We start from the raw sequence: 23,470 nt of genomic DNA on the forward strand, positions 1-23,470 counted from the left end.
GCCCTCCAGCGCCGATGGTACTGCACTCGGGAGGGTGTGGGAGAGTAGGACACCGCCGGACAACCATTCGATCAGGGCCACCCCTTTCAAGGGGTGGCCCTGATTGGTATATCCACCCCCGGAATCTGTCGCTATTGGACCGGAGCGCCCGCGGATATGATCTCCGCATGGCCACATTCGACACTCAGGGCCCCGGCAAAGTCGTGGCGGTGTCCGACTTGAGGTGGACTGGAGCAGAAGCGCCGTTGTTGATGGCAGCAAGACGGGCATGACCCATTCAGAAGATCATCAAGGTTCCTACGCAGTGTTGATCGCCGAAGTGAGTCATGCCCGCCCTGCTATCATCGCTGATCTCGTCGGTGTCGCGTGCACCGGCACTGGCCGTGTCCGAAGCCGCTGGCGGACTGCTCGCAGCGCTGGCCGATCTGCCTGACCCTCGGGCCCGGCGAGGTGTCGGGCACGGGCTGACGGTCGTGGTGAGCGCTGCGGTGTGTGCGGTGGTGGCCGGCAACCGGTCGTACACCGCGATCGCAGAGTGGATCGCCGACGTGCCGGCGGCGACCGCGCTCGCGCTGGGCATGGCCCCGGACCGACGCCCGTCCGAGGCGATGATCCGTCGGCTGTTGCAGGCCATAGACCCGCAGCTACTGACCGCGGCGGTCAGCGTCTGGCTTACCCGCCGGGCTGCTGCCGGCACGTCGACGTCCCAGCGAGCGATCGCGGTCGACGGCAAAACCCTGCGCGGCTCGCGCACCACCGGCGCCGCGGCCCGGCATGTGATGGCCGCCTGCGATCAGGCCGTCGGCGTGATCCTGGCCAGTACCGACGTCGACAGCAAGACCAATGAGATAACCCGGTTCCAGCCGCTGCTCGACCAGATCGGCGACCTGCGCGACACCGTGATCACCGCCGACGCGCTGCACTGCCAGCGTGAGCACATCGACTACCTCGCCGAACGCGGCGCGCACTGGATCCTGACCGTCAAGGGCAACCAGCCGAGCCTGCACAGCCAGCTCGCTGGCCTGCCCTGGCGGGCCGTCCCGGTCGCCACCCGCGACACCGACCGCGGGCACGGCCGCCGCGAGATCCGCACCTTGAAGGTCCTGACCCTCTCCACCGGCATCGACTTCCCACACGCCGCCCAAGCACTGCGGATCCGCCGCCGGAGACGTCGCCTGGACCAGCCGAAACGCTTCACCACCGAGACCGTCTACGCCATCACCGACCTGCGCGTGCACCAAGCGAAACCGGCGCAACTGGCCACGTGGATTCGCGACCACTGGTCCATCGAAAACAAGATCCACTGGGTGCGGGACGTCACCTACGACGAAGACCGCTGCCAGATTCGCACCGGAACCGGGCCCGAGGTCATGGCCGCCCTGCGCAACGCCGCCATCGGCGCCCTCCGCACCGCCGGAATCGCCAACATCGCCGCCGCCAACCGACATCACGCCCGCGACAGCACCCGGCCCCTGGCCCTACTCGGCATCATCTGACGACTTTACCGGGGCCCTGAGCGGGCATGACTCTCGATTCAGACTCACCCAAACTGCTTGGCCCACCCGCCACGCCGCGTTAGCTCGTCACTCGTTGCGAGAACCCTGAGCATCGTCTTGTCGGCATCGGGAGGGGCGGCAGCGTGGTACGACTGCTTCAAACGCTGCCACGAAGCCGACAGAACGGGCGAGCCGATGACGACCAGCAGGGCGGGCGAGCTGCTGCGCATGCCTGAGGATCCGCAGATGGCAACGTTCCTGGAACTGTTCTACGACCTGGCGTTTGTCTTCGCGCTCACCCAACTCTCGTACGCGCTGATCCAGGATCTTACCTGGAGCGGCGCCTTCCAGACGCTGTTGCTGCTGCTGACAGTGTGGCGGGTCTGGTTCAACACGGCGTGGATAACCGACAGGTTCGACCCGCAACAACTGGCGATACAGCTGCTGGTCATCGCGACTTTGGTGGCCACCCTGGTGATCGCGATCGCGTTGCCCGACGCGTTCGGCAGGCAAGGCCTGGTCTTCGCAGGGGTATTCGTCGCAATATTCATCGGCACCAACATCTTCCTTGTGATCGCCCTGCGGGGCCACGCACCGCGGCGCACCTCCGGGCGGATACTGTTCTGGTACGGCGTGGCCGCGGTGCCGTGGATCGCCGGGGCGCTCTCGCATGGGACGGCGCGTGTGGCGCTGTGGACACTCGCGGTGGCGCTGGACTACGCCGCATACGCGCTTTACTACCCCGCGCCGGGGATCGGCCGCACACCCCCGTCGGATTTGCCGACCATGGGCGAACACCTGTCCGAGCGCTACCGGCAGTTCTACATCATCGCGCTCGGCGAGTTGATCCTGGTCACCGGACTGGCGCTTCGCGGCACCGCCTTCACGCCCGACCGGACCGCTGCGTTCCTCGTGACGATCGCCACCACCGTGCTGCTGTGGCGGATCTACATCTACCGCGCCGGGGAACTGGCGGCCGCAGCCATCAAAACGGCCCCCGAGCCGGCCCGCCTTGCCGGATCGACGTCATACGCCCACCTGGTCATGGTGGCCGGCATCGTGGTCACCGCCGTCGGCGACGAACTCGTCATCACCCACCCGTTCGGACATACGCAACCGGCCTGGATCGCCGTCATCCTCGGCGGACCCGCACTCTTCCTCGCCGGGCGTGCCGGCTTCGAGTACGCGGTCTTCGCCCGCGTATCCCGGGATCGGCCGATCGGCCTGGTCGTGCTGGCCGCCCTGACACCGGCGATGCTCCTCCTGCCGCCGCTGCTGGTCGCCCTCGCCGCCACCGCAGTCCTCGCCGGGGTCGCCATCTCCGACGCCACTCGCGCTCGAGCACATCCAGCCGAACCACCGTCGCCACCCGGCGCACCATCGTGACAGGTCGCGGGCAGCTACCCCCCCCCGGTCCGATCCACACAGAATCCCGGCCGGCCGCCGGCTGTCCGCCGGCACGACTTTGCCGGGGCCCTGATTCGACACTGCTGACGGCACCCGGCTGGCGTACCACCGGGTCGGCGCGGGCGATCCGGTGATCTGTCTGCCCGGCGGTCCGATGCTGGCCTCGGCGTACCTCGGTGACCTGGGTGGACTGTCCGCGCACAGCTCGCTGGTCCGCCTCGACCTGCGGGGCACCGGGGAGTCGGCGGTGCCGGCGGACCCGGCGACCTACCGGTACGACCGGCTGGTCGACGATGTCGAAGCGCTGCGCGTGCACCTGGGCCTGGACCGGATCGACCTGCTCGGGCACTCGGCCGGCGGCAGCCTCGCGGTGCTGTACGCCGCCCGGCACCCGGACCGGGTGGCCCGGCTCGCGCTGGTCAACCCGAGCCCCCGGCCGGTCGATCTGGACATCACCGACCTGGATCGCCGTGAGGTCGCCGAGCTGCGCCGCGGGGAGCCCTGGTTCCCGGAGGCCAACGCCGCCTTCGAACGGATCTGGTCGGGTGCGCCCACCGCCGAGGACTGGGCCGCGATCACCCCGTTCATGCACGGACGCTGGGATGCCGCCCGGCAGGCCCACCTGGCCCGGGAGGAGGCGGGCAGGAACCCGGACGCGGCGGCCGGGTACTACGCCGCCGGCGGGCCCGACCCGGTTGCCACCCGGTCCGCCCTGACCCGCCTCGAGGCGCCGGTCCTCCTGCTCACCGGCGAGTACGACGTGAGGCTCCCCCCGAAATGCGCCGCCGAGTACGCCGGCCTCTTCCCGCGGGCCGAACTGGCCGTCCAGCCGGGCGCCGGACACTACCCCTGGCTCGACGACCCGGAGTCGTTCGGGCAGACCCTGGCCGCGTTCCTGCGCTGACGGATCACTGGCCCGGCGCCACTGTGCCGACGGACGGCATCCGGCATCGGCGGCCCGAAGACAGGTGCGGGCCACACCTGGGCACCGCCCGACATGTCGGCCCCGCTCATATCCAGTGAGGTCTATGTCACGTTAGCGTCTGCGCACGCCGACACCACCGCCGGCGCTCCCGGACGAGGAGAGCGTCTTGAAGACACCGCTGAAGGCCACCACCACCGTCCTCGCCGCAGTCCTGCTGCTGGTCCTGACCACCGCCGTCCCCGCCCAGGCCGCCACCCCGTCCACCAAGGCCCCGGTCGCCGGGTCGCTGCCGGCCTACAACGTCTCCGGCGTCTACGTTACCGGCGTCTCCTCCGGTGGCTACATGGCCACCCAGCTGCACGTCGCCTACTCGTCCCGGATCCGGGGCGCGGCGATCTTCGCCGCCGGGCCGTACTACTGCGCGCAGAACAACGTCTCCCAGGCGATCTACGGCTGTGGCGACAACCAGTACCCGACCAACCTGTCCGCCCTCCAGACGTACACCCGGACCTGGGCCTCCTACGGCTGGGTCGATCCGGTGAGCAACCTCTCCGGCGATCCCGTGTACGTCTTCCACGGCACCAACGACACCACCGTGAAGAAGTCGGTCACCGACGACCTGGTCCGCTACTACCAGCACTTCGGCGCCAGCGTGCAGTACGACAGCGCCTCGTCGGCCGGGCATGCCTGGGTCTCGCCGTACGGGCCGGTGGGGTGCACCGCGACCGCGTCGCCGTTCCTCAACAACTGTGGGACCGACCCGCAGAACAGCCTGCTGCGCAAGCTGCTGGGCAGCGTCTCCGCGCCGAACACCGGCCCGCTCGGCGGCACCCTCATCCGGTTCAGCCAGAACACCCACGCGGTCAACGGCTGGGCACCCGGCCTGAGCATGGACGACAACGGCTTCGCCTACGTGCCGTCGTCGTGCGCGGCCGGGCAGTCGTGTCGGCTGCTGGTCGCCCTGCACGGCTGTCTCCAGGGGTACGGCAAGGTCGGCACCGTCTTCGTGGACCGGGCCAACCTGAACCAGTACGCCGACACCAACAACCTGATCGTGCTCTACCCGCAGGCGAGCACCAGTGCCAGCAACCCGAACGGCTGTTGGGACTGGTGGGGCTACCTCGGCGCGACCAACTACCCGATCAAGGGCGGCGCGCAGGTGGAGACCATCATGAACATGGTCCGCCGACTGGACGGCTGAGCCGCCGCGCCGGCGACGGTGCCGCGGGTGCGGTCTGGACGGCACACCTAACCGCGGGCACGCCGCCCGTCGAAGGGCGCCACCGGGTCGGCGACCTGCCCGAGTTCCGCCGGGAGCTGGGAGACGACGTCGTCGTAGTCGCCGGGCGGGATGGTCTCGCGGAGGGTGTCGAACACCGCCCGCATGCCGATCTCGGCCAGCGCCGGCTCCACCTCGGCGCGTCCACTGACCCGTTGCACGAAGACGTCGAGGCCGAACCGCTCGCCGGTCTCGCTGGAGGCGAACGCGTACGCCTTCAGCTCCTCGGGAAGCTGGGTGGCGAGGTCACGGGCCTCGCCCCCGTCTATCCGCTCCGCCAAGGTCCGCAGCGTGGCCTGGGTGAGAGCGGTCGCTCGCGCCGACGACGTGTTCGCGCGCTTCGCCACCATGCCGATGAAGTCGTTGCTGTCCACGGTCGGAGCCTTCCTCTAGGCCGATGGCGGCATCTACCCGTGCACCACCACGGCAAACGGCGGTGCGCGCGTGGACAGCCCCAGCGGCTCCGCCGCCCGGTGGGCGGGTGAGCTTCCCGAGGTCGGCAAATCGGTGGTTACCGGATGGCGACCCGGTTTCCTGGCTACCGTGGGTGCGGAGCCGGTCAGCGGCGAGCGGCCCGGTCGGTCGGTGGGGCCGGACGGCCCGGCGTCGAGGGCTGGCCGAAGGAGCCGACCGCTGGAGGCGACACCGGTGACGATGGAAGCGGAGCGCACGCTCGGCGAGGAGCAGCTCACCCAGCTGGCTGAGCTCGCCGCCCAGCTGCGGGTGGACTCGATCCGGTGCAGCACCAGGGCCGCGTCCGGGCATCCCACGTCCAGCCTCTCCGCCGCCGACCTGCTGGCGGTGCTGATCTCCCGGCACGTGCGCTACGACTGGGCGGAGCCGGGCAATCGCGCCAACGACCACCTGATCTTCTCCAAGGGCCACGCCTCGCCGCTGCTGTACGCGGTCTTCAAGGCGGTGGGTGCGATCAGCGACCAGGAGCTGGTCGACACCTACCGCCGGTTCGGGTCGCGTCTGCAGGGGCATCCCACCCCGGCGTTGCCCTGGGTCGACGTCGCCACCGGTTCGCTCGGTCAGGGACTGCCGGTCGGCGTCGGTATCGCGCTGGCCGGCCGGTACCTCGATCAGCTGCCGTACCACGTCTGGGTGCTCTGCGGCGACAGCGAGACGGCCGAGGGCTCCGTGTGGGAGGCGCTGGACAAGGCCGGCCACTACGGGCTGCGCAACCTCACCGTGCTGGTCGACGTGAACCGGTTGGGGCAGCGGGGGCCGACCGAGCTGGAGTGGGATCTGGACACCTACCGGCGGCGGGTCGAGGCGTTCGGCTGCCAGGCGATCGTCGTCGACGGTCACGACCTGGCCGCGATCGACGACGCCTTCGGCCGGGCCCGGCAGGCGACCGGTCCCACCGTCGTGCTCGCCCGCACCGTCAAGGGCAAGGGCGTACCCGAGATCGAGAACAAGGTGGACTGGCACGGCAAGCCGCTGAAGCCCGATCTCGCCGAGCGGGCCGTCGCCGCCCTCGGCGGGGTACGCCAGATCCGCGTCACCGCACCCAAGCCCGAGCCCGCCCCGCCCACCGGCGCCCCCGCCGCTGCGCCGCTTGAGTTGCCGCGCTACGACCGGGGCGCGAAGGTCGCCACCCGCAACGCGTACGGGGACGCGCTGCGCGCGGTGGGCGTCCGGCCGAACGTGGTCGTCCTCGACGGTGAGGTGAGCGACTCCACCCGGGCCGACCGGTTCACCGACGCCTACCCCGACCGCTACTTCGAGATGTTCATCTCCGAGCAGCAGATGGTCGCCGCGGCGGTCGGGCTGCAGGTGCGCGGGTACCGCCCCTTCGCCTCGACGTTCGCGGCCTTCCTCTCCCGCGCCTACGACTTCATCCGGATGGCCGGCGTCTCGCGGGCCGACATCGCCCTGTCCGGGTCCCACGCGGGCGTGGAGATCGGGGCGGACGGTCCCTCCCAGATGGGGCTAGAGGACCTGGCCGCCATGCGCGCCGTCCAGGGGTCCACGGTGCTCTATCCCAGCGACGCCGTCTCCTGCGCCGCTCTCGTCGCCCAGATGGTCGACCGCAAGGGCGTCAACTACCTGCGCACCACCCGAGGCGCGCACCCCGTGCTCTACGACAACGACGAACCCTTCCCGGTGGGCGGCAGCAAGCTGCTGCGCGGCGGCGACGACGACCGGGTCGCGCTGATCGGGGCCGGGGTGACCGTGCACAACTGCCTGGCCGCCGCCGACGAGCTGGCCTCCGCCGGGATCAACGCCCGGGTCATCGACCTCTACTCGGTCAAGCCGCTGGACCGGGAGCGGTTGCTCGCCGCCGTCCGGGACACCGGCGGCCGGCTGGTGGTCGTCGAGGACCACTACCCCGAGGGTGGCCTGGGCTCGGCCGTCCTCGAATCGCTGGCCGACCTCGGCGAGCCGATCCGGCTGACCCACCTGGCGGTACGCGGGCTGCCCACCTCCGGGACGCCGACCGAGCTGATGGACCAGGCGGGGATCGGGGTCAGCGCCATCGTCGCGGCGGCGCGCGCCTCGGTCTGACGGCTTCCGGCCCACGATGCGGCGCTGATGCGGTGCGGCTCCGCGCGGGGCCGAGCCGTTTCAGCCATCCGCTCGTGGGTACCCGCACGGTCCGGTGCGAGAGGGGGTCCGAGGTGAACCACGCGGAGTTCATCCAGGCGGTGGCGTCGCGACCTGGGGTGTTGCCGTCGCAGGCCGAGCCTGTCACCCGTGCCACGCTGGAGGCGTTGGCGGAACGGATCAGCGGCGGCCAGGCCCGGGACCTCGCCGCGCAGCTCCCCGAGGAGCTGCGGGTCCACATGACCGCAGCCGACGAAGGTTCCGTACCCTTCGGGCTCGCCGAATTCTTCGAGCGGATCCAGGCCCGGGCTGCGGTGGATCTTCAGGCGGCGACCGACGGTGCGCGCGCGGTGCTGGACACGCTGCGTGCGGCGGTCAGCGAGAAGGAGTACGGGGACTTCGTGGCCCAACTGCCAAAGGAGTTCTGGCAGCTCACCGGCCCCGCCGCCACCCGGCTCGAACCACGCCGGATCGGCACGTAGGCGCCGGTTCCGCATCACCCGGGCGAACGTCGGTCCGCCGCGATCCGTCAAGGACGCATGGGCGGGCGGCCCCGGGGGCACAGTGACCCGGTGGACGACGTACTGGACGAGACAGCGCCCAGGCCGGCCCGGCCGGCGGACGTCGACGAGCGGGCCACGGTCCGGGTCGTGGTGGTCGGGGAGCCGGGACTGCTGCGTACCGCCGTGGCCGCGGTCCTGGCCGGCACGCCCGGTTTCGAGCTGGCGGGGGAGTGCGACCCGGCGGACGGCGTCGCGGAGGCGGTCGCCGCCGGGCGGCCCGACCTGGCCCTGGTCGACCTCGACGCGGTGCGGGACGCCTCGGCCCTGACCCGGCGCCTGCACGCCAGGTTGCCGGAATGTGCCGTGGTCGTGCTGACCGCCCGGCGCACCGCGCGGGTGCTGCGCCGGGCGCTCGGTGCCCGGGTGCGCGGGGTCATCGCCAAGGACGTGCCGCCGGACGAGCTGATCGACCAGCTCCGCGCGATCGCTGCCGGGCAGCTGATGATCGATCCGTTGACCGCGCTGGCCGCGCTCGACGCGGCGGTGAACCCGCTCAGCGAGCGGGAACGGGAGGTCGCTGCCGCCGCCGCCCGGGGACTGCGCACGAAGGAGATTGCCGCCCGGCTCCACCTGGCCCCGGGCACCGTCCGGAACCACGTGTCGACCCTGTTGCGCAAGACGGGCGGGCGGAGCCGGTGGGACGCGATCCAGCGCGCCCAGGACGCCGGCTGGATCTGACGACACGCGGACCGGGGTGTCGCGCCGGAGCCGATTTCAATAGGGTTCCTGACCGTGCGTCATCGTCCACGCACGGCACGTCAGCAACGGGGGTTGATGACGGGGAGTCTCATGGTCCGCACCCTGCTCGCGCTGAAGGGCGCACTGGTCCGGGGCGCGCTCGCCCAGCTGCTCGCCGCCGAGGACGACATCGACGTCGTCGGCGAGGCGGACACGCCGGACGAGCTCCGGTCCGCCCTGCGGGCCGAGCGTCCCGACGTCGCCGTTGTGGACGGCGACCTGGTCACGGTGGACCAGCTCTGCGACCTGGCGTCCGCCGGGCCGGCCGGCCGCCCGGACGGGCGGCTGCTGGTCCTGGTCCAGCAGCGCCGCGCCGCCCGGCTCGGTCCGGTGGTCGCCGAACACTGTCGACGGATCGGCTTCCTCAGCCACGACGTGGCTCCCGGGCGGATCGTCGAGGGCGTCCGGCAGCTCGCCGACGGTCAGGTCGTGCTCGATCCCGACCTGGTGGTCGCGGCGCTGGAGGTCGCCGGCAGCCCGCTGACCCCGCGCGAGCGGGAGGTGCTCGACGTGGTGGCCGAGGGTCATCCGGTGCGGGACATCGCCGAGCGCCTGGTCCTGTCGGCCGGGACGGTCCGCAACCACCTGTCGCGGATCATGGCGAAGACCGGGGCGCGTACCCGGCTGGAAGCGGTGCGGATCGCCCGGGAGTCGGGCTGGATCTGAGCAGGTCCGCCTCCCCATAGCCGACCAGTTCCCGGTACGCGGCGGAGCGGTCCAGCAGGCCCCGGTGGCTGTCGAGCAGCGCGGCCCGCCCGTCGAGCAGCAGCACCCGGCGGGCGCGCCGCGCCGAGCTGACCCGGTGCGCGATGACCACCAGCGTGCCGGGCCGGTCGGCGAAGGCCTCCTCCAGCCGCGCCTCGGTCGCCGGGTCCAGGTGGCAGGTCGCCTCGTCGAGGATCATCAGGGGCGCGGGGGAGAGCCAGGCCCGCAGCAGGGCCAGCTGCTGACGTTCCCCGGCGGAGAGGTCCGCCGGGCGCAGCGTCGCGTCGTAGCCGCCGAGCCGGTCCAGCAACCCGGTCAGCCCCAGCCGGGTCGCCGCCCGGGTGATCCCGGCATCCGGCAGGTCGGGCCGGAGGTACGCCAGGTTCTCCCGCACGGTGCCGGTGAAGACGTACGCCTCCTGCGGGATCAGGACGCGCCGGCCGGCCAGCTCCGCCGGCGTGGCGCCGGCCACCGGCACCCCGCCGACGCGCACCGTGCCGGCCTGCGGCGACAGCACCCCGGCCATCAGCGCGGCCAGGGTGGACTTGCCGATCCCGCTCGCGCCCACGATCACCAGGTGGTCCCCGGCCGGCACGTCGAGGTCGAGTCCGTCGAGCACCGGGTCGGCGTGCGGGCCGTACCGGAAGGTCACCCCGCGCAGGGACAGCGCCGGCGCGGTCTGCCGGGGGACCCGGGCGGTGGCCGGCGCCGGGGCGCGCACCGGGACGTCCGCGCGCAGCAGCCGGTCGAGGGTGACGGCGAAGCGCAGCCCCCCGGCGGCCACGCCCTGGACCAGGGTGTGCAGGGCGGGTTGCACGCCACGCACGACGTAGACCAGGGCGCCGAGCACCGCGCCCGGCCCGAGGCCCTGCCGAACCAGCCACGGGGTGGCCAGGAGCACCACCGGCACCGGCACCCACCCGCCCACGGCCAGGGTCAACCCCCGGGTCGCGGCCATGGTGGCCAGCCGTCGCTCCACCCGCGCCTGGTCGTCGACGTACCCGCCGACCCAGCGGGTGATCCGGTCCCGCGCGCCGCTGACCGTGACGTCGCGATGACCGGCCACGGCGGTGACCGCGACCCGGCCCAGCCGTTCGTCGGCCAGCACGTACTGCCGCTGCCGGGCGATCATCGCCGGCAGGGCCGCCGCGAACAGCCCCAGGCCGGCCAGCACCGGCACCGTCACCAGCAACGCGACCGGCGCGGCCAGGGAGAACAGGCCGACGACGGCGGCGCCGGCGGCGAACAGGAAGCCGCGCACCACCATCAACAGGCCGGCGTAGGTGTCCCGGACCATCTCCACCTGGTGGGTCAGCCGGGCCACCGTCGCGTCGTCGCCGCGACCGCCCGTCGCGCCGGCCAGCGCGCCGGTGACCACCCGGCGCAGCAGGTCGTCGCGGAACGGCTCCACCACGGCGCCGAGCAGCGCGTACGCCCGGTTGGTGCCCACCGCGCCGACGAGCACGGCGGCGGCGAGCAGACCCAGCCAGAGCAGCCCGGTCACCGGGCGGCCGGCCAGGAAGCCGTCGTCGACGGCCTGCGCGGTGAGCAGCCCGGCCAGCCCCGCCGGTAACGCCTCGGCCACCGACCAGCCCGCCAACCGCCAGAGCTCCGCCCGGCGCGCCCGCAGCGCGGCCCGGGTCACCTCGCCGACCGCGCTCACGCCCGGAACACCGCCCGGTAGTCGGGGTCGTCCCACAGCACCCGGTGCGGGCCGATCGCGCGGAGACGCCCACCGTCCACCCAGGCCACCAGGTCCGCCCGCGCGGCCATGCCGACCCGGTGGCTGACCACGATCCGGGTACGCCGGTCGCCCGGCCCGGTGAGCGTCCGGGTCACCCGGTACTCGGTGACGGTGTCCAGGCTGGACGTCGCGTCGTCGAGGACCAGCAGGCGTCCGGCGCGCAGCGCTCGGGCCAGCCCGAGCCGCTGCCGTTCCCCGCCCGACATGGCGACCTCGGCCAGCGGCGTGCGCCAGCGGTCGGGCAGTCGCTCGACGAACTCGTGGATGGCCGCCGCCCTGCTCACCGGCACCGGGTCGGCGCCGCACCCGACCGCCTCGTCGACCGTGTCACCGACCAGCACCGGCCGCTCGAACCCGTAGCCCACCGCCGCGTGCAGCGCCGCCGGGGCCAGCTCGGGCAGCGGCACGCCGTCCAGGCGTACCTCGCCGGAGTCCGGGTCCCGCAGCCGTCCGGCGACGGCGGCGAGCAGCGACTTGCCCGCCCCGGACGCCCCGACGACGACGAGCAGCGTCCCGCCGGGGACCCGCAGGTCGACCCGGTCGAGCAGCAGCCGGCCGTCGTCGCCCCGCACGCTCACCTCCCGCAGCTCCAGCTCGCCCGGCCCGGGGGGCAGCGCCCGGGTGCCGTACCGGCGGACCGGTTCACCGAGCACGTCGGCCGCGCGCCGGCAGCCGGCCCGTACCCGGACCGCCTTGTTCAGGGCGCCGACCACGGTGCCCAGACCGGCGCCGAGCGCCGCGTACTGGAGGGCGGCCAGCAACTCGCCGGGGGTCATCCGCCCGGCGGCCAGCGACAGCCCGCCGACGGCGACGACGGCCAGTTGCAGCAGCGGGTTGACCACCGCGCCGCGGGTCGCCGCGGTGGCCAGCACGGTCCAGGTCCGCGCGCCGTGCGCGCGCAGCGCCGCGACCGGCGTCAGCACCCGCGCCACCTCCCGGTCGGCGGTGCCGGCGGCGGCGATGGTCCGCGCCCCGGCGAGGGCCTCCACCATCCGGCCGGCGAGTTCCCCCTGGGCCTGCTGGTAGCCGGCGACGGCGGCCGAGGCGTCGGCGACGAAGCTGCGCAGCAGCACGCCGAGCAGCAGCAGCCCCACCACGAAGGTGAGGCCGAGCCACGGGTCGATCAGGGTGAGGGCCACCAGGCTGCCCAAAGGCGGCAGCAGCACCGTGCCGGCCAGCACAACGGTCGGGGCGGCCTGGCCGGCGTCGGCCACCTGGCCCACCAGCCGGCCCACCAGGTCGCCCACCGGACGGCGGGCGGCGATCCGCGGATCGAGGGCGAAGATGTGCCGGGCCAGCGTGTGCCGCAGACCGGCGACCGAACGGGCGGTTGCCGCACCCGTGCCGTAGTCCCGTACCGCGTCGGTGGCGACCAGCACGGCGATCAGCCCGACCACCGCGGCGAGCCAGTGGCCCGACGAGGCGCCCGGCGCCGTACCGACGGCGGTGTCGACGGCGCGGCCCAGGATCGCGGGCAGCGCCAGCTCGGCCGCCACGCCGACCACGGCGACCACGGCCAGCACCGGGGTCCACCAGCCGGCGGACCCGACGGTACGCAGCAGGAGCCGGTCGGCCGGGGTCATCGCACCTCTTTCACGCCGCGGCCCCGGACCGGCGTGAACCGGCCCGGGGCCAGGCGAACTGGTCGTCAGTGGCAGGTGGTGACGCTCAGCGAGCTGTCACCGCAGAGCAGCAGGCTGGCCTGGCTGCCGCCACCGGTGCGCTCGGCGGCCGGCAGTTCCATTCCCTGGAGGTCGAGCAGAGCCATGTCGGTTCCTCTTTCTCTCGTGGTGCGGATCTGGGCTGGGTCGGGTGGTCGTCGGGTCGACGACCGACACCTCAGTTGCAGGTCGTGACGCTCAGCGAGCTGTCGCCGCAGAGCAGCAGGCTGGCGCGGCTGCCGCCACCGGTGCGCTCGGCGGCCGGCAGTTCCATTCCCTGGAGGTCGAGCAGAGCCATGTCGTTGCACCTCCTTCCACATGAGTCGGGTCGGTCGGCCCCGGGGTGACCCGGGGAGCTTCGGTGGCCGGTCAACCGGCCGAGCCCGCCGGCGTCGCGGCCGGCATGGGCCTCAGGTCCGGCCCCGGCCCCGCCTCGGACGGCGGGTTCGCGTCCGGCAGCGGCCTCGCCTCCGACGGCGGCTTCGCGTCCGGCAGCGGCGTCAGGAACGGCAGCCGGGTCGCCGCCGGTCGGGTCGCCGCGAGGGCGGTGAGCACGCCGGCGGTGCCGGTGGCCAGGTCCATGGAGAGCCGCAGCAGCTGGTCACCGGGGAAGGCGGTCAGCCCCCGGTACGGCAGGGCGTGCCAGCTCAGCAGTCGGGCCTGCTGCCGCGCCGCGTCGTACTCACCCCGCCCGGCCAGGTAGGTGACGATCCCCGCCCGGCCGGCGAAGAGGCCGGACTGGGCGTAGAACGGGAAGTCGGCGCAGCGGCCGATCGCCGCCGCCGCGGTCTCGAACCGCTCATCCGGGCGGTGCCGCAGGTACTGGTCGAGCACCAGTCCGATGCCGACGCTGCCCTCGGCGAGGTACGGCATGGTCCGCCAGCCCTCGTTGACCTCCAGGTGGCCGGCGTCGCGCTGCACGCACCGGCGCAGGTCCTGGCGGAGCGCGGTGGCGGCGTGGTCGAGCAGCACCGGGTCGTGGTCGAGCTCGTACCGGCGCAGCAGCATCAGCGCCACCCCGGCCCCGCCCCGGGTCAGCCCCGCGTACGGGTGCCGGCCGCCGCTGACCTCGGCGACCGAGTCGACGTCGCCGAGCCGCTCGACGACCAGGTCGACCGCCTGTCGGGCGGCGTCGGCGTACCGCCGCTCGCCGGTGAGGCCGGCGAAGTGGGTCAGGTTCAGCGCGACGCCCGAGAGGCCGCCCATCAGGTCGTTGCCCAGGTCCGTCCACGGCTGGTCCAGGCAGAGGTCCAGCAGCCGCAGCGCCTCGTCGCGGTGCCCCAGCCGATCCAGCACGTACGTGATGCCGTGCAGCCCGTCGTAGAAGCCGAGCCGGCTGCCGGAGGCGGGTTCGCGTACCCGGTCGATCAGCCACCGCTCGTGCTCCGGCGCGGTGGGCGCGCCGCTCGCCTGCAACGCCCACAGCACCCCGGCCGCGCCGTGGGCGAGGTTCAGCCCGCCGTCGCTGCCCGTGAACTGCCGGATGTCGCCGGGGAAGAGCCGGTCGTCGCGGTGCGGGGTGGCGCTGGCGGCGATCGCGGCGGCGAGGCGGTCGCGCAGTCCCGGCCAGTCGTCCGGGTCGATCCGGACCGCGCCGCTGGTGCCCGCCGCCACCCCGGCCTGCTCGTCCGGCGTCCCGGCGTGGCCGTCGGGTGCCTCGACCCGGTCGCCGACGATCACGGCGACGGTCTCGTCGAGCAGGTCGCGGGGGACGGGGAAGTTCTCGGCCACCACGTCGGCCAGGTGCGCCGCCTTCTCCGGAGCGAGCCGCAGCATCGCCGTCAGCGGCAGGAAGAGCGCCAGCCGCAGGCAGGCCAGGGCGTACCGGTCGACGTCGAACCCGGTGCGGTCGCGCGGGGCGGCGAAGGCCTGGTTGCGCAGCGCCGGCCGGCCCGCCTCCTTCGCGGGCGCGGCGACCTCGAAGTCGACCAGCGTGGCGGTCCCGTCGTCGCCGACCAGGATGTTGAACATGTGCAGGTCGCCGTAGACGATCCCGTGGGCGTGGATGGCGTCCACCGCCTCGGTCACCTGCCGGTGCACGTCCAACGCCCAGCGGGTGTACGCGGCCCGGTCGGCGTCGAGGTGGACCAGCGGGTAGCGCTCCACCACCAGCTGGTTGAGCGGGCGGCCCTCGACGAACGCCAGGGCCAGGAACTCGTGCCCGCCGAAGCTGAACTCGTCGTGCACCCGTACCAGGTGCGGCACGTCCGCGAGCTGCCGCAGCACCTCGGCCTCCCGCCGCAGCCGGGTCATCGCGTCCGCGCCGGTGGCGTCCAGTCCCGCGTACGGCCGGGCTTCCTTCAACACCACCCGGTCCCCGGTGCGGGTGTCCCGGGCCTCGTACAGGCCGCCGCCGTTGGAGAAATGGATCACCTTCTCGATCCGGTACGGCAGCTCGGTGGTGCTCGCCGCGTTGCGCGCGGCCAGGTGCGGGGCGAGGAAGTCGGGCAGGGTGACCCACTCCGGCAGGTGGAAGACCGGGTCACGGCGGTCCGGCACCAGGGTGCCGCTCGCGTCCTCGATCGCCGGCACCACCTGCCCTTCGGGGGACAGGCAGTACCGGGCGGCGAAGCCGCCGTAGCGCAGGTGGACCGGCCCGTCGCCGTAGCGCAGGTCGCTGAGGATGTACGGCCCCTGCTCGCCGTCGAGCAGCACCGCGAGTTCCTTGGCGGTCAGCTCCAGCTCGGCGTCGTCGCGCGGGTAGACCGTGATGAACTTGCCGCTGGCGGCACGGCGGGCGTACTTGCTGTTGCGCATGAGCAGCATCCGCGGCCCGCGCAGGTGCTTGAACGGGATGCCGCGCGGCTGGCAGTAGTCCATCACCCGGGTCAGCACCCGTTCGGCGTTGTCCAGCCGGGCCGACACGTGGATCTTCCAACCCTGCTGGGGAAGCGAGCCGTCGATCCGGCCGTGGATCAGCCAGTCGTCCTTGACCTCGCACTCCCATCCGTCCGGCACCGGGCGGTCCGTCGCGTAGCCGGCGACCACCGTGCTCGCGCTGGCCAACGAGTCGTAGAAGAGCGGATCGACCGCGCAGTACGAGTCGTACCGTTCATCCATGTCGCCTGCCTCCACCGCCTGATCGGTTGAGGTCCATCCTGCGGACGGCCGAGAGGCGTGCGAAGTGCGATGAGTCATCGATCGGCGGTGAGTTTCCCACCCCGAAGTCGTGACAACGGCGGAGTTTGAACTCGCGAATACCGCGTGACCAGTGCGGGGGCGCGGCGGCACCGGTGGGCGGCGGGACCGGCGCCGGACACGGATCGGGGGCGGGCCGACCGGCCCGCCCCCGTCACCGTCCTACAAGCTCAGTGCACCGGCACCTGCGCGGCCGCCTCCTTCTGAGCGCGTCGCTCGTCGCCGCTGAGGGTGTGCAGCGGCTTCTCCTTGATGAACAGCACGACGACCAGCGCGAGCGCCGCGATCGGCGCGCCGACCAGGAACAGGTCGGCGGTGGCGATGCCGTACACGTCCTGCACGATGCGCAGCACCGGCTCGGGCAGGGTGGACAGGTCGGGCACCTCCGCGGAGCCGCCGCCGGTCGCCGCGGCCGGGCCGAGCTTCTCGGTCATCAGCGAGGTCACCCGGTTGGCCAGGACGGCACCGAGCGCGCTGACCCCGATGGCCCCGCCCATGCTGCGGAAGAAGGTCAGCACGGAGGTGGCCGCGCCGAGCTCGTGGGCCGGCACGTCGTTCTGCGCGGCGAGCACGAGGTTCTGCATGAGCATGCCGACGCCGATGCCCAGCACGGCCATGTAGATCGACAGGACGACCACGCTGGTGCGGGCGTCGATGGTGCCCAGGAGCAGCATCCCGACGGTCATCACCGCGGCGCCGGCCACCAGGTAGGCCTTCCACCGGCCGAACTTGGTGATGAGCTGGCCGGCGATCGTCGACGAGACGAGCAGACCGAAGATCATCGGGAGGCTCATCAGGCCCGCGACGGTCGGGGACTTGCCCAGCGAGATCTGGAAATACTGGGACAGGAAGACGGTGCCGCCGAACATCGCGACGCCGACCAGCACACTGGCGACGGTGGCCAGCGAGACCGTGCGGTTGCGGAAGATGTCCAGCGGGACGATCGGCTCCGCCGCCCGCGACTCGACGAGCACCGCCAGCGCCAGCAGGACCACGCCGCCGGTGACCATCGCGGCCGTCCAGCCCGAGGCCCAGGCGAACTTGTTGCCCGCCAGCGACGACCAGATCAGCAGCGTGGAGACGCCCGTGGTGATCAGCACCGCGCCCAGCCAGTCGATCTTCACCGTGCGGCGGACGACCGGCAGGTGCAGGGTGCGCTGCAGCAGGACGATGGACAGGATGGTGAACGGCACCCCGATCAGGAAGCACCACCGCCAGCCCAGCCACGACGTGTCGACGAGCAGGCCGCCGATCAGCGGCCCGGCGATGGTGCCGACACCGAAGACCGCGCCGAAGATGCCGGCGTAGCGGCCCAGCTCGCGCGGCGGGATCATCGCCGCCATGACGATCGTGGCCAGCGCGGTCATACCGCCGGCGCCGATGCCCTGCACGACCCGGCTGGCCAGCAGCACCTCCACGTGAGCCTGCAAGTTTTTATTCTGTGAAGTGATGTTCCCGACCGGCGCCCTATGCGCCCGAGATCGGAGCAAGGCGTGGGCAGTGATGGTCAGCCGCCGACGGGTCGTCATCCCGCGGCCGCCGTCGACGTGCTCGTGGTCGGGGCGGGGCCCACCGGGCTCGCCATGGCGGCGCAGCTGGCGGCCTTCGGGGTACCGGTCCGCCTGGTCGACCGCGCGGTCGACCGGGCCCACGAGTCGCGGGCGTTGGCGATCCAACCGCGCACCCTGGAGGTGCTCGCCGGCTCAGGGGTGACGGACGAGCTGCTGGCCGGCGGCAACCCCGCAGTCCGGCTGTGCCTGCACGCCCACGGCGGGGTGCGGGCGGTGCCGCTGTTCGACCTGGGCCTGGCGGACACGGCGTACCCCCATCTGCTGTTCCTGTCCCAGGCGGAGACCGAGCGCATCCTGGGCGAGCACCTGGCGGCGGCGGGACTCGGCGTCGAGCGGGGCGTCGAGCTGGTGGGGATGAACCAGACCGGGGACGGCGTGGCGGCGACACTGCGGCACGCCGACGGCCGCGAGGAACCGGTGTCGGCACGGTACGTGGTGGGCTGCGACGGCGCGCACAGCACCGTGCGCCACCTCGCCGGGATCGGATTCGAGGGCGGCGCGTACCCGCAGACGTTCGTCCTGGCCGACCTGGAGGCGGACGGCGTCGCCGGCGACGCGGCGCACGCGTTCGTGTCCGGACGGGGGACGCTGTTCCTCTTTCCGCTGCGGCACCCGGCCAGCTGGCGGCTGCTGGTGATGCGTCCAGCCGCCGACGCGCCGCCGCCCGAGTCGCCGGTCACCCTGGACGAGGTGCAGGCGCTCGCCGACACCTACACCGGCGCGACGGTGCGGCTGCACGAGCCGGTCTGGATGACCAACTTCCGGTTGCACCACCGCGCCGCCACCCGCTACCGCGCCGGGCGGGTGTTCCTGGCCGGCGACGCGGCGCACATCCACAGCCCGGCCGGCGCGCAGGGCATGAACACCGGCATCCAGGACGCGGTCAACCTCGGTTGGAAACTCGCCCACGCACTGCGCGGCGGCGTCGATCCCCGCCTGCTGGACACCTACCACGCCGAGCGGGCGCCGGTCGGCCGGATGGTGCTGCGCTTCACCGACCGGGCCTTCACCGCGGCCACCTCCACCAACCCGGTCGTCCGCTTCGTCCGCGGCCGCCTCGCCCCCGCGCTGATCCCCGCGCTGCTCGCCCCCCGGTTCGTGCGGGCCACCGCCTTCCGCACGGTGTCGCAGCTGGCCATCGGCTACCGGCGGAGCCCGCTGTCGACCGACGGTCCTCGCCCGCCGCGCAAGGGCCCCCGGGCCGGGGACCGGTTGCCCGACGCGCCGGTTTCCGGCCCCGACGGTGGCACGCTCCACCGGCTGACGGCGGCGCCCGGGTGGCACCTGCTGCTCTGCGGCCCTCCGGCCGCCTGGCCGGCGGGCGTTTCGGTCGGGCTGGCGCAGCGGTACCCCGGCCGGCTCACCGTGCACCGGCTGACCGAAACCGACAGCACGGGGGGATCGATCCCCGCCGCCCGCGCGCTGCGCCGACTCGGCCTCGCCCCCGGTGCCAGCGGCCTGTATCTGGTCCGCCCCGACGGCCACGTCGGCTACCGGTCCGGCGGCACGGACCTGACGGGGTTGACGGCCTACCTGGACCGCTGGCTTCCCTCGTGACGCCGGCGGGGACGCCGGTGCCCGCTGGAAAGCCTGGCTCAGCCCACCCGCCACGCCACTACGGACGCGGACCCGCCCCGGCCAGCAGCTCCGCCAGCTGGCCCAGGTCATCGAGGCGAAGGTCGCCGTCCAGCCCCTTCAACGCGGCGGTCATCGCGCCGGCGGCCCGCCCGGCCCGCAGGCCGACGTCGGCATCCTCCACGACCAGGCAACGCGCCGGCGGCACGTCGAGCAGCTCGGCGGCGCGCAGGTAGCCCTGCGGGTCCGGCTTTCCCACCGTGACGTCCTCCACCGTGACCAGCACCGGCGCGTCGATCCCCGCCGCGCCGAGCCGGGCCTTCGCCAGTCGGCTGTCGGCGCTGGTCACCACCGCCCACGGCAGCCCGACCCTCGCCAGCGTCGCCAGCAGCGCCGGCGCGCCACGGGTGGCGGTCACGTCGGACAGATCGTCGTACTGCAACGCCAGCTGCCAGTCCGCTGCCGCGGCCACCGCGGCGTCGTCCAGGCCCGGCAGCAGTCGACGCACCGTGCGGTCGGCGGGACTGCCGTGCGCGATCGCCAGCACCGCCTCCGGGTCGACGCCGTACTCGGCCGCCCACACCCGCCACGCCCGCTCCACCGCGGCATCGGAGTCCACCAGAGTGCCGTCCATGTCCAACAGCAGCGCACCGACCGACGAAACGTCCATGGTCACCTCCGTAATATACTCGCACGGCGAGGATAAGGTGGTGTGACCCGCTCATGGCAAGTCCTTCCCGGCACCGCGCCGAGGCGGCGCGCTGGCTCACCGCGTCGCAGGTGCTGGCCACGCTGCACCGGCGTCCCGGCATCACCCGGGCCGCCATGGCCGCCGAGTTGCAGCTGACCAGCGGTTTCGCCACCGAGATCACCGCCCGGCTGCGGGACCTGCGCCTGCTCACCGAGACACCCGCGCTGGCGCGGGGACGGGGCCGGCCCACGACCGTCCTGCGACCGCATCCCGAGGGGCCGGTGGTACTCGCCGTCGACCTGCGGCAGGAGGACTGGCGACACGCCGTCGCGACCGTCGACGGGCAGCTGCACGAGGTGGGGCACCGTTCCCACCGCACCCGCGAGCCGGCCACCGTGCTGGCCGCCGTACGGCAGAGCGTCGAGGCGACCCGGAACCGGTACGGCACGCGCCTGCGCGCGGTATCGCTGGCGGTCGCCGGCACCATCCATGACGGCCACCTCGTACAGGCCGCCACCCTCGGCTGGCGCTCGGTCGACCTCACCACCATCACCGGCCGCACGGACCTGCCGCTGCTGCTCGGCAACGACGCGACCCTCGCCGGCGTCGCCGAGGCCCGCACCGGCGCCGCCGTCGCGGCCGGCACCGCCCTGCACCTGATCCTGGAGGTCGGCATCGGCGGCACGCTCACCGTCGCCGGGGTACCGGTGACGGGCGCGCACGGCGCCGCCGGCGAGTACGGCCACCTGCCCTTCGGCGATCGGGAACAGCGCTGCCCCTGTGGCGCCCGCGGCTGCTGGGACCTCGACGTCGACGGCCGTGGCCTGGCCCGCCACCTCGGCGAATCCCCACCCGCCGACCCGCGGCGCTACGCCGGGCAGGTGCTCGACCGTTGCGCCGTGGACCCGCGCGCCCGGCAGGCGGTCCGGGCCGTCGCGACCTCCCTCGGCAGCGGCATCGCGGGTCTGGCCAACATCCATGACCCCGACCTGATCACGCTCGGCGGACTCGGCCCCGCCCTGCGGCACGCCGCCGCCGACGCCTTCGACGCCGCCTACGCCGACGGTCTGATGACCCTGCACCGCGCCCGCCCACCGTCCGTCGTGGACGCCGCACACGGGGACGAGGGTTCGCTGCGCGGCGCCGCCATCGTCGGGCTCGACCACCTCACCGGCCAGGCCGCTCTCGCCGAATGGGTGCGCACCCTCGAGACACGACCCGGGAACGTGGCCCCGACGGTTTCCGGCTGATCCCCGAGTACCACCACCCTCCCGGCCTCGTTGAAAAGGCGATCCACCAGGCGTATGACGGAGTGGCCGGCCACGCCGGTCGATTTCGTGTCGTACGGCTGCCGTTCAATCGCCCCTGCACGCGGTCGGCCGGTTCCGCGGGTCTTCAGCACGGTGACGGTGCCGCGAGGCGTCCCCGCGTGCGGCACCGCCGGTCGGGTCCGCGCGGTGCGACGGCAGGCGCTGTCCGGAACGGGGGAGAGAAGGGTTGAGATCATGAGTAGACGCACCACCGGCCCGGCCGTCGAGGCCGAGGGCCTGACCAAAGCATTCGGGGAGACCCGGGCGCTCAACGGCATCGACCTCCAGGTCCCCGCCGGTACGGTCTACGGCCTGCTCGGCCCGAACGGTGCCGGCAAGACCACGGCGGTACGGGTGCTGGCGACGCTGCTGCGCCCCGATGGCGGCACCGCGAGGGTCTTCGGTCACGACGTGGTCGCCGACGCTGACGCGGTCCGCTCCCGGGTCAGCCTGACCGGCCAGTACGCCTCGGTGGACGAGGATCTGACCGGCACGGAGAATCTCGTGCTGCTCGGTCGCCTGCTGGGGCTGAAGAAGCCGGCGGCCCGCGAACGTGCCGAGAGCCTGCTCGCCGCGTTCGGCCTGACCGAGGCGGGCGACCGTCAGGTGAAGAAGTACTCCGGCGGCATGCGGCGGCGCATCGACATCGCGGCGAGCATCCTGAACACTCCCGACCTGCTGTTCCTCGACGAGCCGACGACCGGGCTGGACCCACGCAGCCGCAACCAGGTCTGGGAGATCATCCGGGCGGTCGTGGCGCACGGCACGACGGTGCTGTTGACCACCCAGTACCTGGACGAGGCGGACCATCTCGCCGGCCGGATCGCGGTGATCGACCACGGCCGGGTGATCGCGGAGGGCACCCCGGGTGAGCTGAAGTCGTCGGTCGGCTCCGGCACCGTCCACCTGCGGCTGCGCGACCCCGGGCAGCGGCCCGAGGCGGAGCAGGTGCTGCAGGCGGCGCTGGGCGTGCCGGTGCAGCTCGACGCCGACCCGGTCGCGTTGACGGCCCGGGTCGGTGGGGGCGGCAGCGACCTCGACGCGAGCCGGCACGCGGCCCGCGCGCTCGGTGACCTGGCCGCCGCCGGCATCGTCGTGGACGACTTCTCCGTCGGCCAGCCGAGCCTGGACGAGGTCTTCCTGGCCCTGACCGACCATCCCGCCGCCCCGGTGGACGAGCAGAACAACGAGCTGGAGGCAGCCCGATGAGCGAGACCGCCACCACCACGACCGGGCCCGCCCCGGCCGTCTACGTACCGTCCGCCGAGGCCCTGGGGACCGTGCTCGCGCCCGGCGCGCGACCGCCCCGGCCGACGGCGCTGTCGGCGTCGCTCACCTTCGGCTGGCGCGCGATGTTGAAGATCAAGCACGTGCCGGAGCAGCTGTTCGACGTGACGGCGTTCCCGATCATCATGGTGCTGATGTTCACCTACCTGTTCGGCGGCGCCCTCGCCGACAGTCCGCGGGACTACCTGCAGTTCTTCCTGCCCGGGATCATGGTGACCAGCGTCGTGATGATCACCATGTACACCGGCGTCGGCCTCAACACCGACATCGAGAAGGGGGTGTTCGACCGCTTCCGTACGCTGCCCGTCTGGCGGCCGGCCGCGCTGGTCGGCATGATCTTCGGCGACGTGCTGCGCTACGTCCTGGCGGCCCTGGTCATCCTCGGCGTGGGGCTGGCGCTGGGGTTCCGGCCCGGCGGCGGCCTGCTCGGGGTGCTGGCCGGGATCGGCCTGCTGGTGGTCTTCTCGTTCGCGTTCTCCTGGGTGTGGACGTTCTTCGGCCTGATCCTGCGCAGCGAGAAGTCCGTGATGGGCGTCAGCATGATGGTGCTGTTCCCGCTGACGTTCCTGAGCAACGTCTTCGTCGAACCGGCCACGATGCCCGGCTGGCTCCAGGCGTTCGTCAAGGTCAACCCGGTCACGCAGCTGGTGGCCTCGGTGCGCGCGGCGATGTCGGGGTCCTCCGACGCGTCGAGCATGATGTGGACGCTGCTGTGGAGCGCCGGGTTCGTCGTGGTCTTCGGCACCCTGACCATGTACCGGTACAACCGCCGCTGATCCTGACGCGAGGACCGATCCCGGACCGAAGCCGCCGGCGGTCCGGTTCCG

At 73.1% G+C, this 23,470-nt stretch carries 20 protein-coding genes; 12 read left to right on the plus strand and 8 right to left on the minus strand.

From position 1 onward, the window contains the following. Positions 1-326 precede the first annotated feature (326 nt). From V6U89_RS18045 to V6U89_RS18060, 4 genes are all read left to right on the plus strand, one after another. Complete coding sequence (locus V6U89_RS18045) at positions 327-1,496, plus strand: ISAs1 family transposase (RefSeq protein ID WP_334572398.1); 1,170 nt, start codon at positions 327-329, stop codon at positions 1,494-1,496. A gap of 246 nt (positions 1,497-1,742) precedes the next feature. Further along, positions 1,743-2,882 (plus strand): low temperature requirement protein A, encoded by a 1,140-nt coding sequence (locus V6U89_RS18050; protein WP_334572399.1) that lies wholly within the window; start codon positions 1,743-1,745, stop codon positions 2,880-2,882. 151 nt (positions 2,883-3,033) lie between these two features. After that, positions 3,034-3,807, plus strand: coding sequence for an alpha/beta fold hydrolase (locus V6U89_RS18055; RefSeq protein WP_334572401.1), 774 nt, complete (start codon positions 3,034-3,036; stop codon positions 3,805-3,807). A 187-nt stretch (positions 3,808-3,994) separates the two neighbouring features. After that, positions 3,995-5,029: an extracellular catalytic domain type 2 short-chain-length polyhydroxyalkanoate depolymerase gene (locus V6U89_RS18060; RefSeq protein ID WP_334572402.1), complete on the plus strand. Its 1,035-nt coding sequence runs from the start codon at positions 3,995-3,997 to the stop codon at positions 5,027-5,029. A gap of 47 nt (positions 5,030-5,076) precedes the next feature. On the opposite strand, the gene V6U89_RS18065 is transcribed toward V6U89_RS18060, so the two are convergent. After that, complete coding sequence (locus tag V6U89_RS18065; RefSeq protein ID WP_334572403.1) at positions 5,077-5,481, minus strand: DUF2267 domain-containing protein; 405 nt, start codon at positions 5,479-5,481, stop codon at positions 5,077-5,079. Positions 5,482-5,761: 280 nt separating this feature from the next. On the opposite strand from V6U89_RS18065, the gene V6U89_RS18070 reads away from it, so the two are divergent. The 4 genes from V6U89_RS18070 (at position 5,762) to V6U89_RS18085 (ending at position 9,627) form a co-directional block, all read left to right on the plus strand. Further along, a complete protein-coding gene (locus V6U89_RS18070) occupies positions 5,762-7,621 on the plus strand; it encodes a transketolase (protein WP_334572564.1) in 1,860 nt (619 codons plus the stop codon). Positions 7,622-7,734: 113 nt separating this feature from the next. Next, positions 7,735-8,142, plus strand: coding sequence for a DUF2267 domain-containing protein (locus V6U89_RS18075; RefSeq protein ID WP_334572405.1), 408 nt, complete (start codon positions 7,735-7,737; stop codon positions 8,140-8,142). Positions 8,143-8,232: 90 nt separating this feature from the next. Further along, positions 8,233-8,901, plus strand: a complete 669-nt coding sequence (locus V6U89_RS18080; protein WP_334572406.1) for a response regulator transcription factor — start codon at positions 8,233-8,235, stop codon at positions 8,899-8,901. Positions 8,902-8,997: 96 nt separating this feature from the next. Further along, positions 8,998-9,627, plus strand: coding sequence for a response regulator transcription factor (locus V6U89_RS18085; protein WP_334572407.1), 630 nt, complete (start codon positions 8,998-9,000; stop codon positions 9,625-9,627). Here V6U89_RS18085 and V6U89_RS18090 read toward each other — a convergent pair. The 6 genes from V6U89_RS18090 to V6U89_RS18115 all read right to left on the minus strand — a co-directional run bounded on the left by V6U89_RS18090 (position 9,557) and on the right by V6U89_RS18115 (position 17,738). Continuing rightward, entirely contained in the window at positions 9,557-11,329 is a 1,773-nt protein-coding gene (locus V6U89_RS18090) for an ABC transporter ATP-binding protein (RefSeq protein ID WP_334572409.1), read from the minus strand. The two genes, V6U89_RS18085 and V6U89_RS18090, sit on opposite strands and share 71 nt — an antisense overlap. Then, positions 11,326-12,993: an ABC transporter ATP-binding protein gene (locus tag V6U89_RS18095; protein ID WP_334572410.1), complete on the minus strand. Its 1,668-nt coding sequence runs from the start codon at positions 12,991-12,993 to the stop codon at positions 11,326-11,328. The genes V6U89_RS18090 and V6U89_RS18095 overlap by 4 nt, the downstream gene beginning before the upstream one ends. A gap of 65 nt (positions 12,994-13,058) precedes the next feature. After that, on the minus strand, positions 13,059-13,178 hold the full coding sequence (locus tag V6U89_RS18100; RefSeq protein ID WP_091302793.1) for a SapB/AmfS family lanthipeptide: 120 nt from the start codon (positions 13,176-13,178) through the stop codon (positions 13,059-13,061). A gap of 71 nt (positions 13,179-13,249) precedes the next feature. Continuing rightward, entirely contained in the window at positions 13,250-13,369 is a 120-nt protein-coding gene (locus tag V6U89_RS18105; protein ID WP_088647629.1) for a SapB/AmfS family lanthipeptide, read from the minus strand. A gap of 71 nt (positions 13,370-13,440) precedes the next feature. Continuing rightward, positions 13,441-16,131 (minus strand): class III lanthionine synthetase LanKC, encoded by a 2,691-nt coding sequence (gene lanKC, locus V6U89_RS18110; protein ID WP_334572411.1) that lies wholly within the window; start codon positions 16,129-16,131, stop codon positions 13,441-13,443. 248 nt (positions 16,132-16,379) lie between these two features. After that, positions 16,380-17,738, minus strand: coding sequence for an MFS transporter (locus tag V6U89_RS18115; protein WP_334572412.1), 1,359 nt, complete (start codon positions 17,736-17,738; stop codon positions 16,380-16,382). Between V6U89_RS18115 and V6U89_RS18120 the strand changes: the two genes are divergently transcribed. Next, positions 17,703-19,337 (plus strand): FAD-dependent monooxygenase, encoded by a 1,635-nt coding sequence (locus V6U89_RS18120; protein ID WP_334572413.1) that lies wholly within the window; start codon positions 17,703-17,705, stop codon positions 19,335-19,337. The genes V6U89_RS18115 and V6U89_RS18120 overlap by 36 nt on opposite strands. Before the next feature lie 58 nt (positions 19,338-19,395). Here the strand turns inward: V6U89_RS18120 and V6U89_RS18125 are convergent, their stop codons facing one another. Further along, positions 19,396-20,025: an HAD-IA family hydrolase gene (locus V6U89_RS18125; protein WP_334572566.1), complete on the minus strand. Its 630-nt coding sequence runs from the start codon at positions 20,023-20,025 to the stop codon at positions 19,396-19,398. 53 nt (positions 20,026-20,078) lie between these two features. Here V6U89_RS18125 and V6U89_RS18130 point away from each other — a divergent pair, with 53 nt between their 5' ends. From V6U89_RS18130 to V6U89_RS18140, 3 genes are all read left to right on the plus strand, one after another. Beyond that, positions 20,079-21,296 (plus strand): ROK family transcriptional regulator, encoded by a 1,218-nt coding sequence (locus V6U89_RS18130; protein WP_334572414.1) that lies wholly within the window; start codon positions 20,079-20,081, stop codon positions 21,294-21,296. A gap of 255 nt (positions 21,297-21,551) precedes the next feature. Continuing rightward, positions 21,552-22,565 (plus strand): ATP-binding cassette domain-containing protein, encoded by a 1,014-nt coding sequence (locus V6U89_RS18135; protein WP_334572415.1) that lies wholly within the window; start codon positions 21,552-21,554, stop codon positions 22,563-22,565. After that, positions 22,562-23,419 (plus strand): ABC transporter permease, encoded by an 858-nt coding sequence (locus V6U89_RS18140; protein ID WP_154936666.1) that lies wholly within the window; start codon positions 22,562-22,564, stop codon positions 23,417-23,419. The genes V6U89_RS18135 and V6U89_RS18140 overlap by 4 nt, the downstream gene beginning before the upstream one ends. The last annotated feature ends 51 nt before the right edge of the window (positions 23,420-23,470 follow it).

It is taken from the genome of Micromonospora sp. CPCC 206171 (genome assembly GCF_036906755.1).
Lineage (GTDB): Bacteria > Actinomycetota > Actinomycetes > Mycobacteriales > Micromonosporaceae > Micromonospora > Micromonospora purpureochromogenes.

Bases quoted from the DNA above. Each gene is read 5' to 3' on its own strand.
- V6U89_RS18095 (WP_334572410.1), bottom strand. From the start codon at position 12,993: ATGACCCCGGCCGACCGGCTCCTGCTGCGTACCGTCGGGTCCGCCGGC.
- V6U89_RS18115 (WP_334572412.1), bottom strand. From the start codon at position 17,738: ATGACGACCCGTCGGCGGCTGACCATCACTGCCCACGCCTTGCTCCGA.
- V6U89_RS18045 (WP_334572398.1), top strand. From the start codon at position 327: ATGCCCGCCCTGCTATCATCGCTGATCTCGTCGGTGTCGCGTGCACCG.
- V6U89_RS18050 (WP_334572399.1), top strand. From the start codon at position 1,743: ATGGCAACGTTCCTGGAACTGTTCTACGACCTGGCGTTTGTCTTCGCG.
- V6U89_RS18070 (WP_334572564.1), top strand. From the start codon at position 5,762: ATGGAAGCGGAGCGCACGCTCGGCGAGGAGCAGCTCACCCAGCTGGCT.
- V6U89_RS18085 (WP_334572407.1), top strand. From the start codon at position 8,998: ATGACGGGGAGTCTCATGGTCCGCACCCTGCTCGCGCTGAAGGGCGCA.
- V6U89_RS18125 (WP_334572566.1), bottom strand. From the start codon at position 20,025: ATGGACGTTTCGTCGGTCGGTGCGCTGCTGTTGGACATGGACGGCACT.
- V6U89_RS18140 (WP_154936666.1), top strand. From the start codon at position 22,562: ATGAGCGAGACCGCCACCACCACGACCGGGCCCGCCCCGGCCGTCTAC.
- V6U89_RS18130 (WP_334572414.1), top strand. From the start codon at position 20,079: ATGGCAAGTCCTTCCCGGCACCGCGCCGAGGCGGCGCGCTGGCTCACC.
- V6U89_RS18100 (WP_091302793.1), bottom strand. From the start codon at position 13,178: ATGGCTCTGCTCGACCTCCAGGGAATGGAACTGCCGGCCGCCGAGCGC.
- V6U89_RS18135 (WP_334572415.1), top strand. From the start codon at position 21,552: ATGAGTAGACGCACCACCGGCCCGGCCGTCGAGGCCGAGGGCCTGACC.
- lanKC (WP_334572411.1), bottom strand. From the start codon at position 16,131: ATGGATGAACGGTACGACTCGTACTGCGCGGTCGATCCGCTCTTCTAC.
- V6U89_RS18105 (WP_088647629.1), bottom strand. From the start codon at position 13,369: ATGGCTCTGCTCGACCTCCAGGGAATGGAACTGCCGGCCGCCGAGCGC.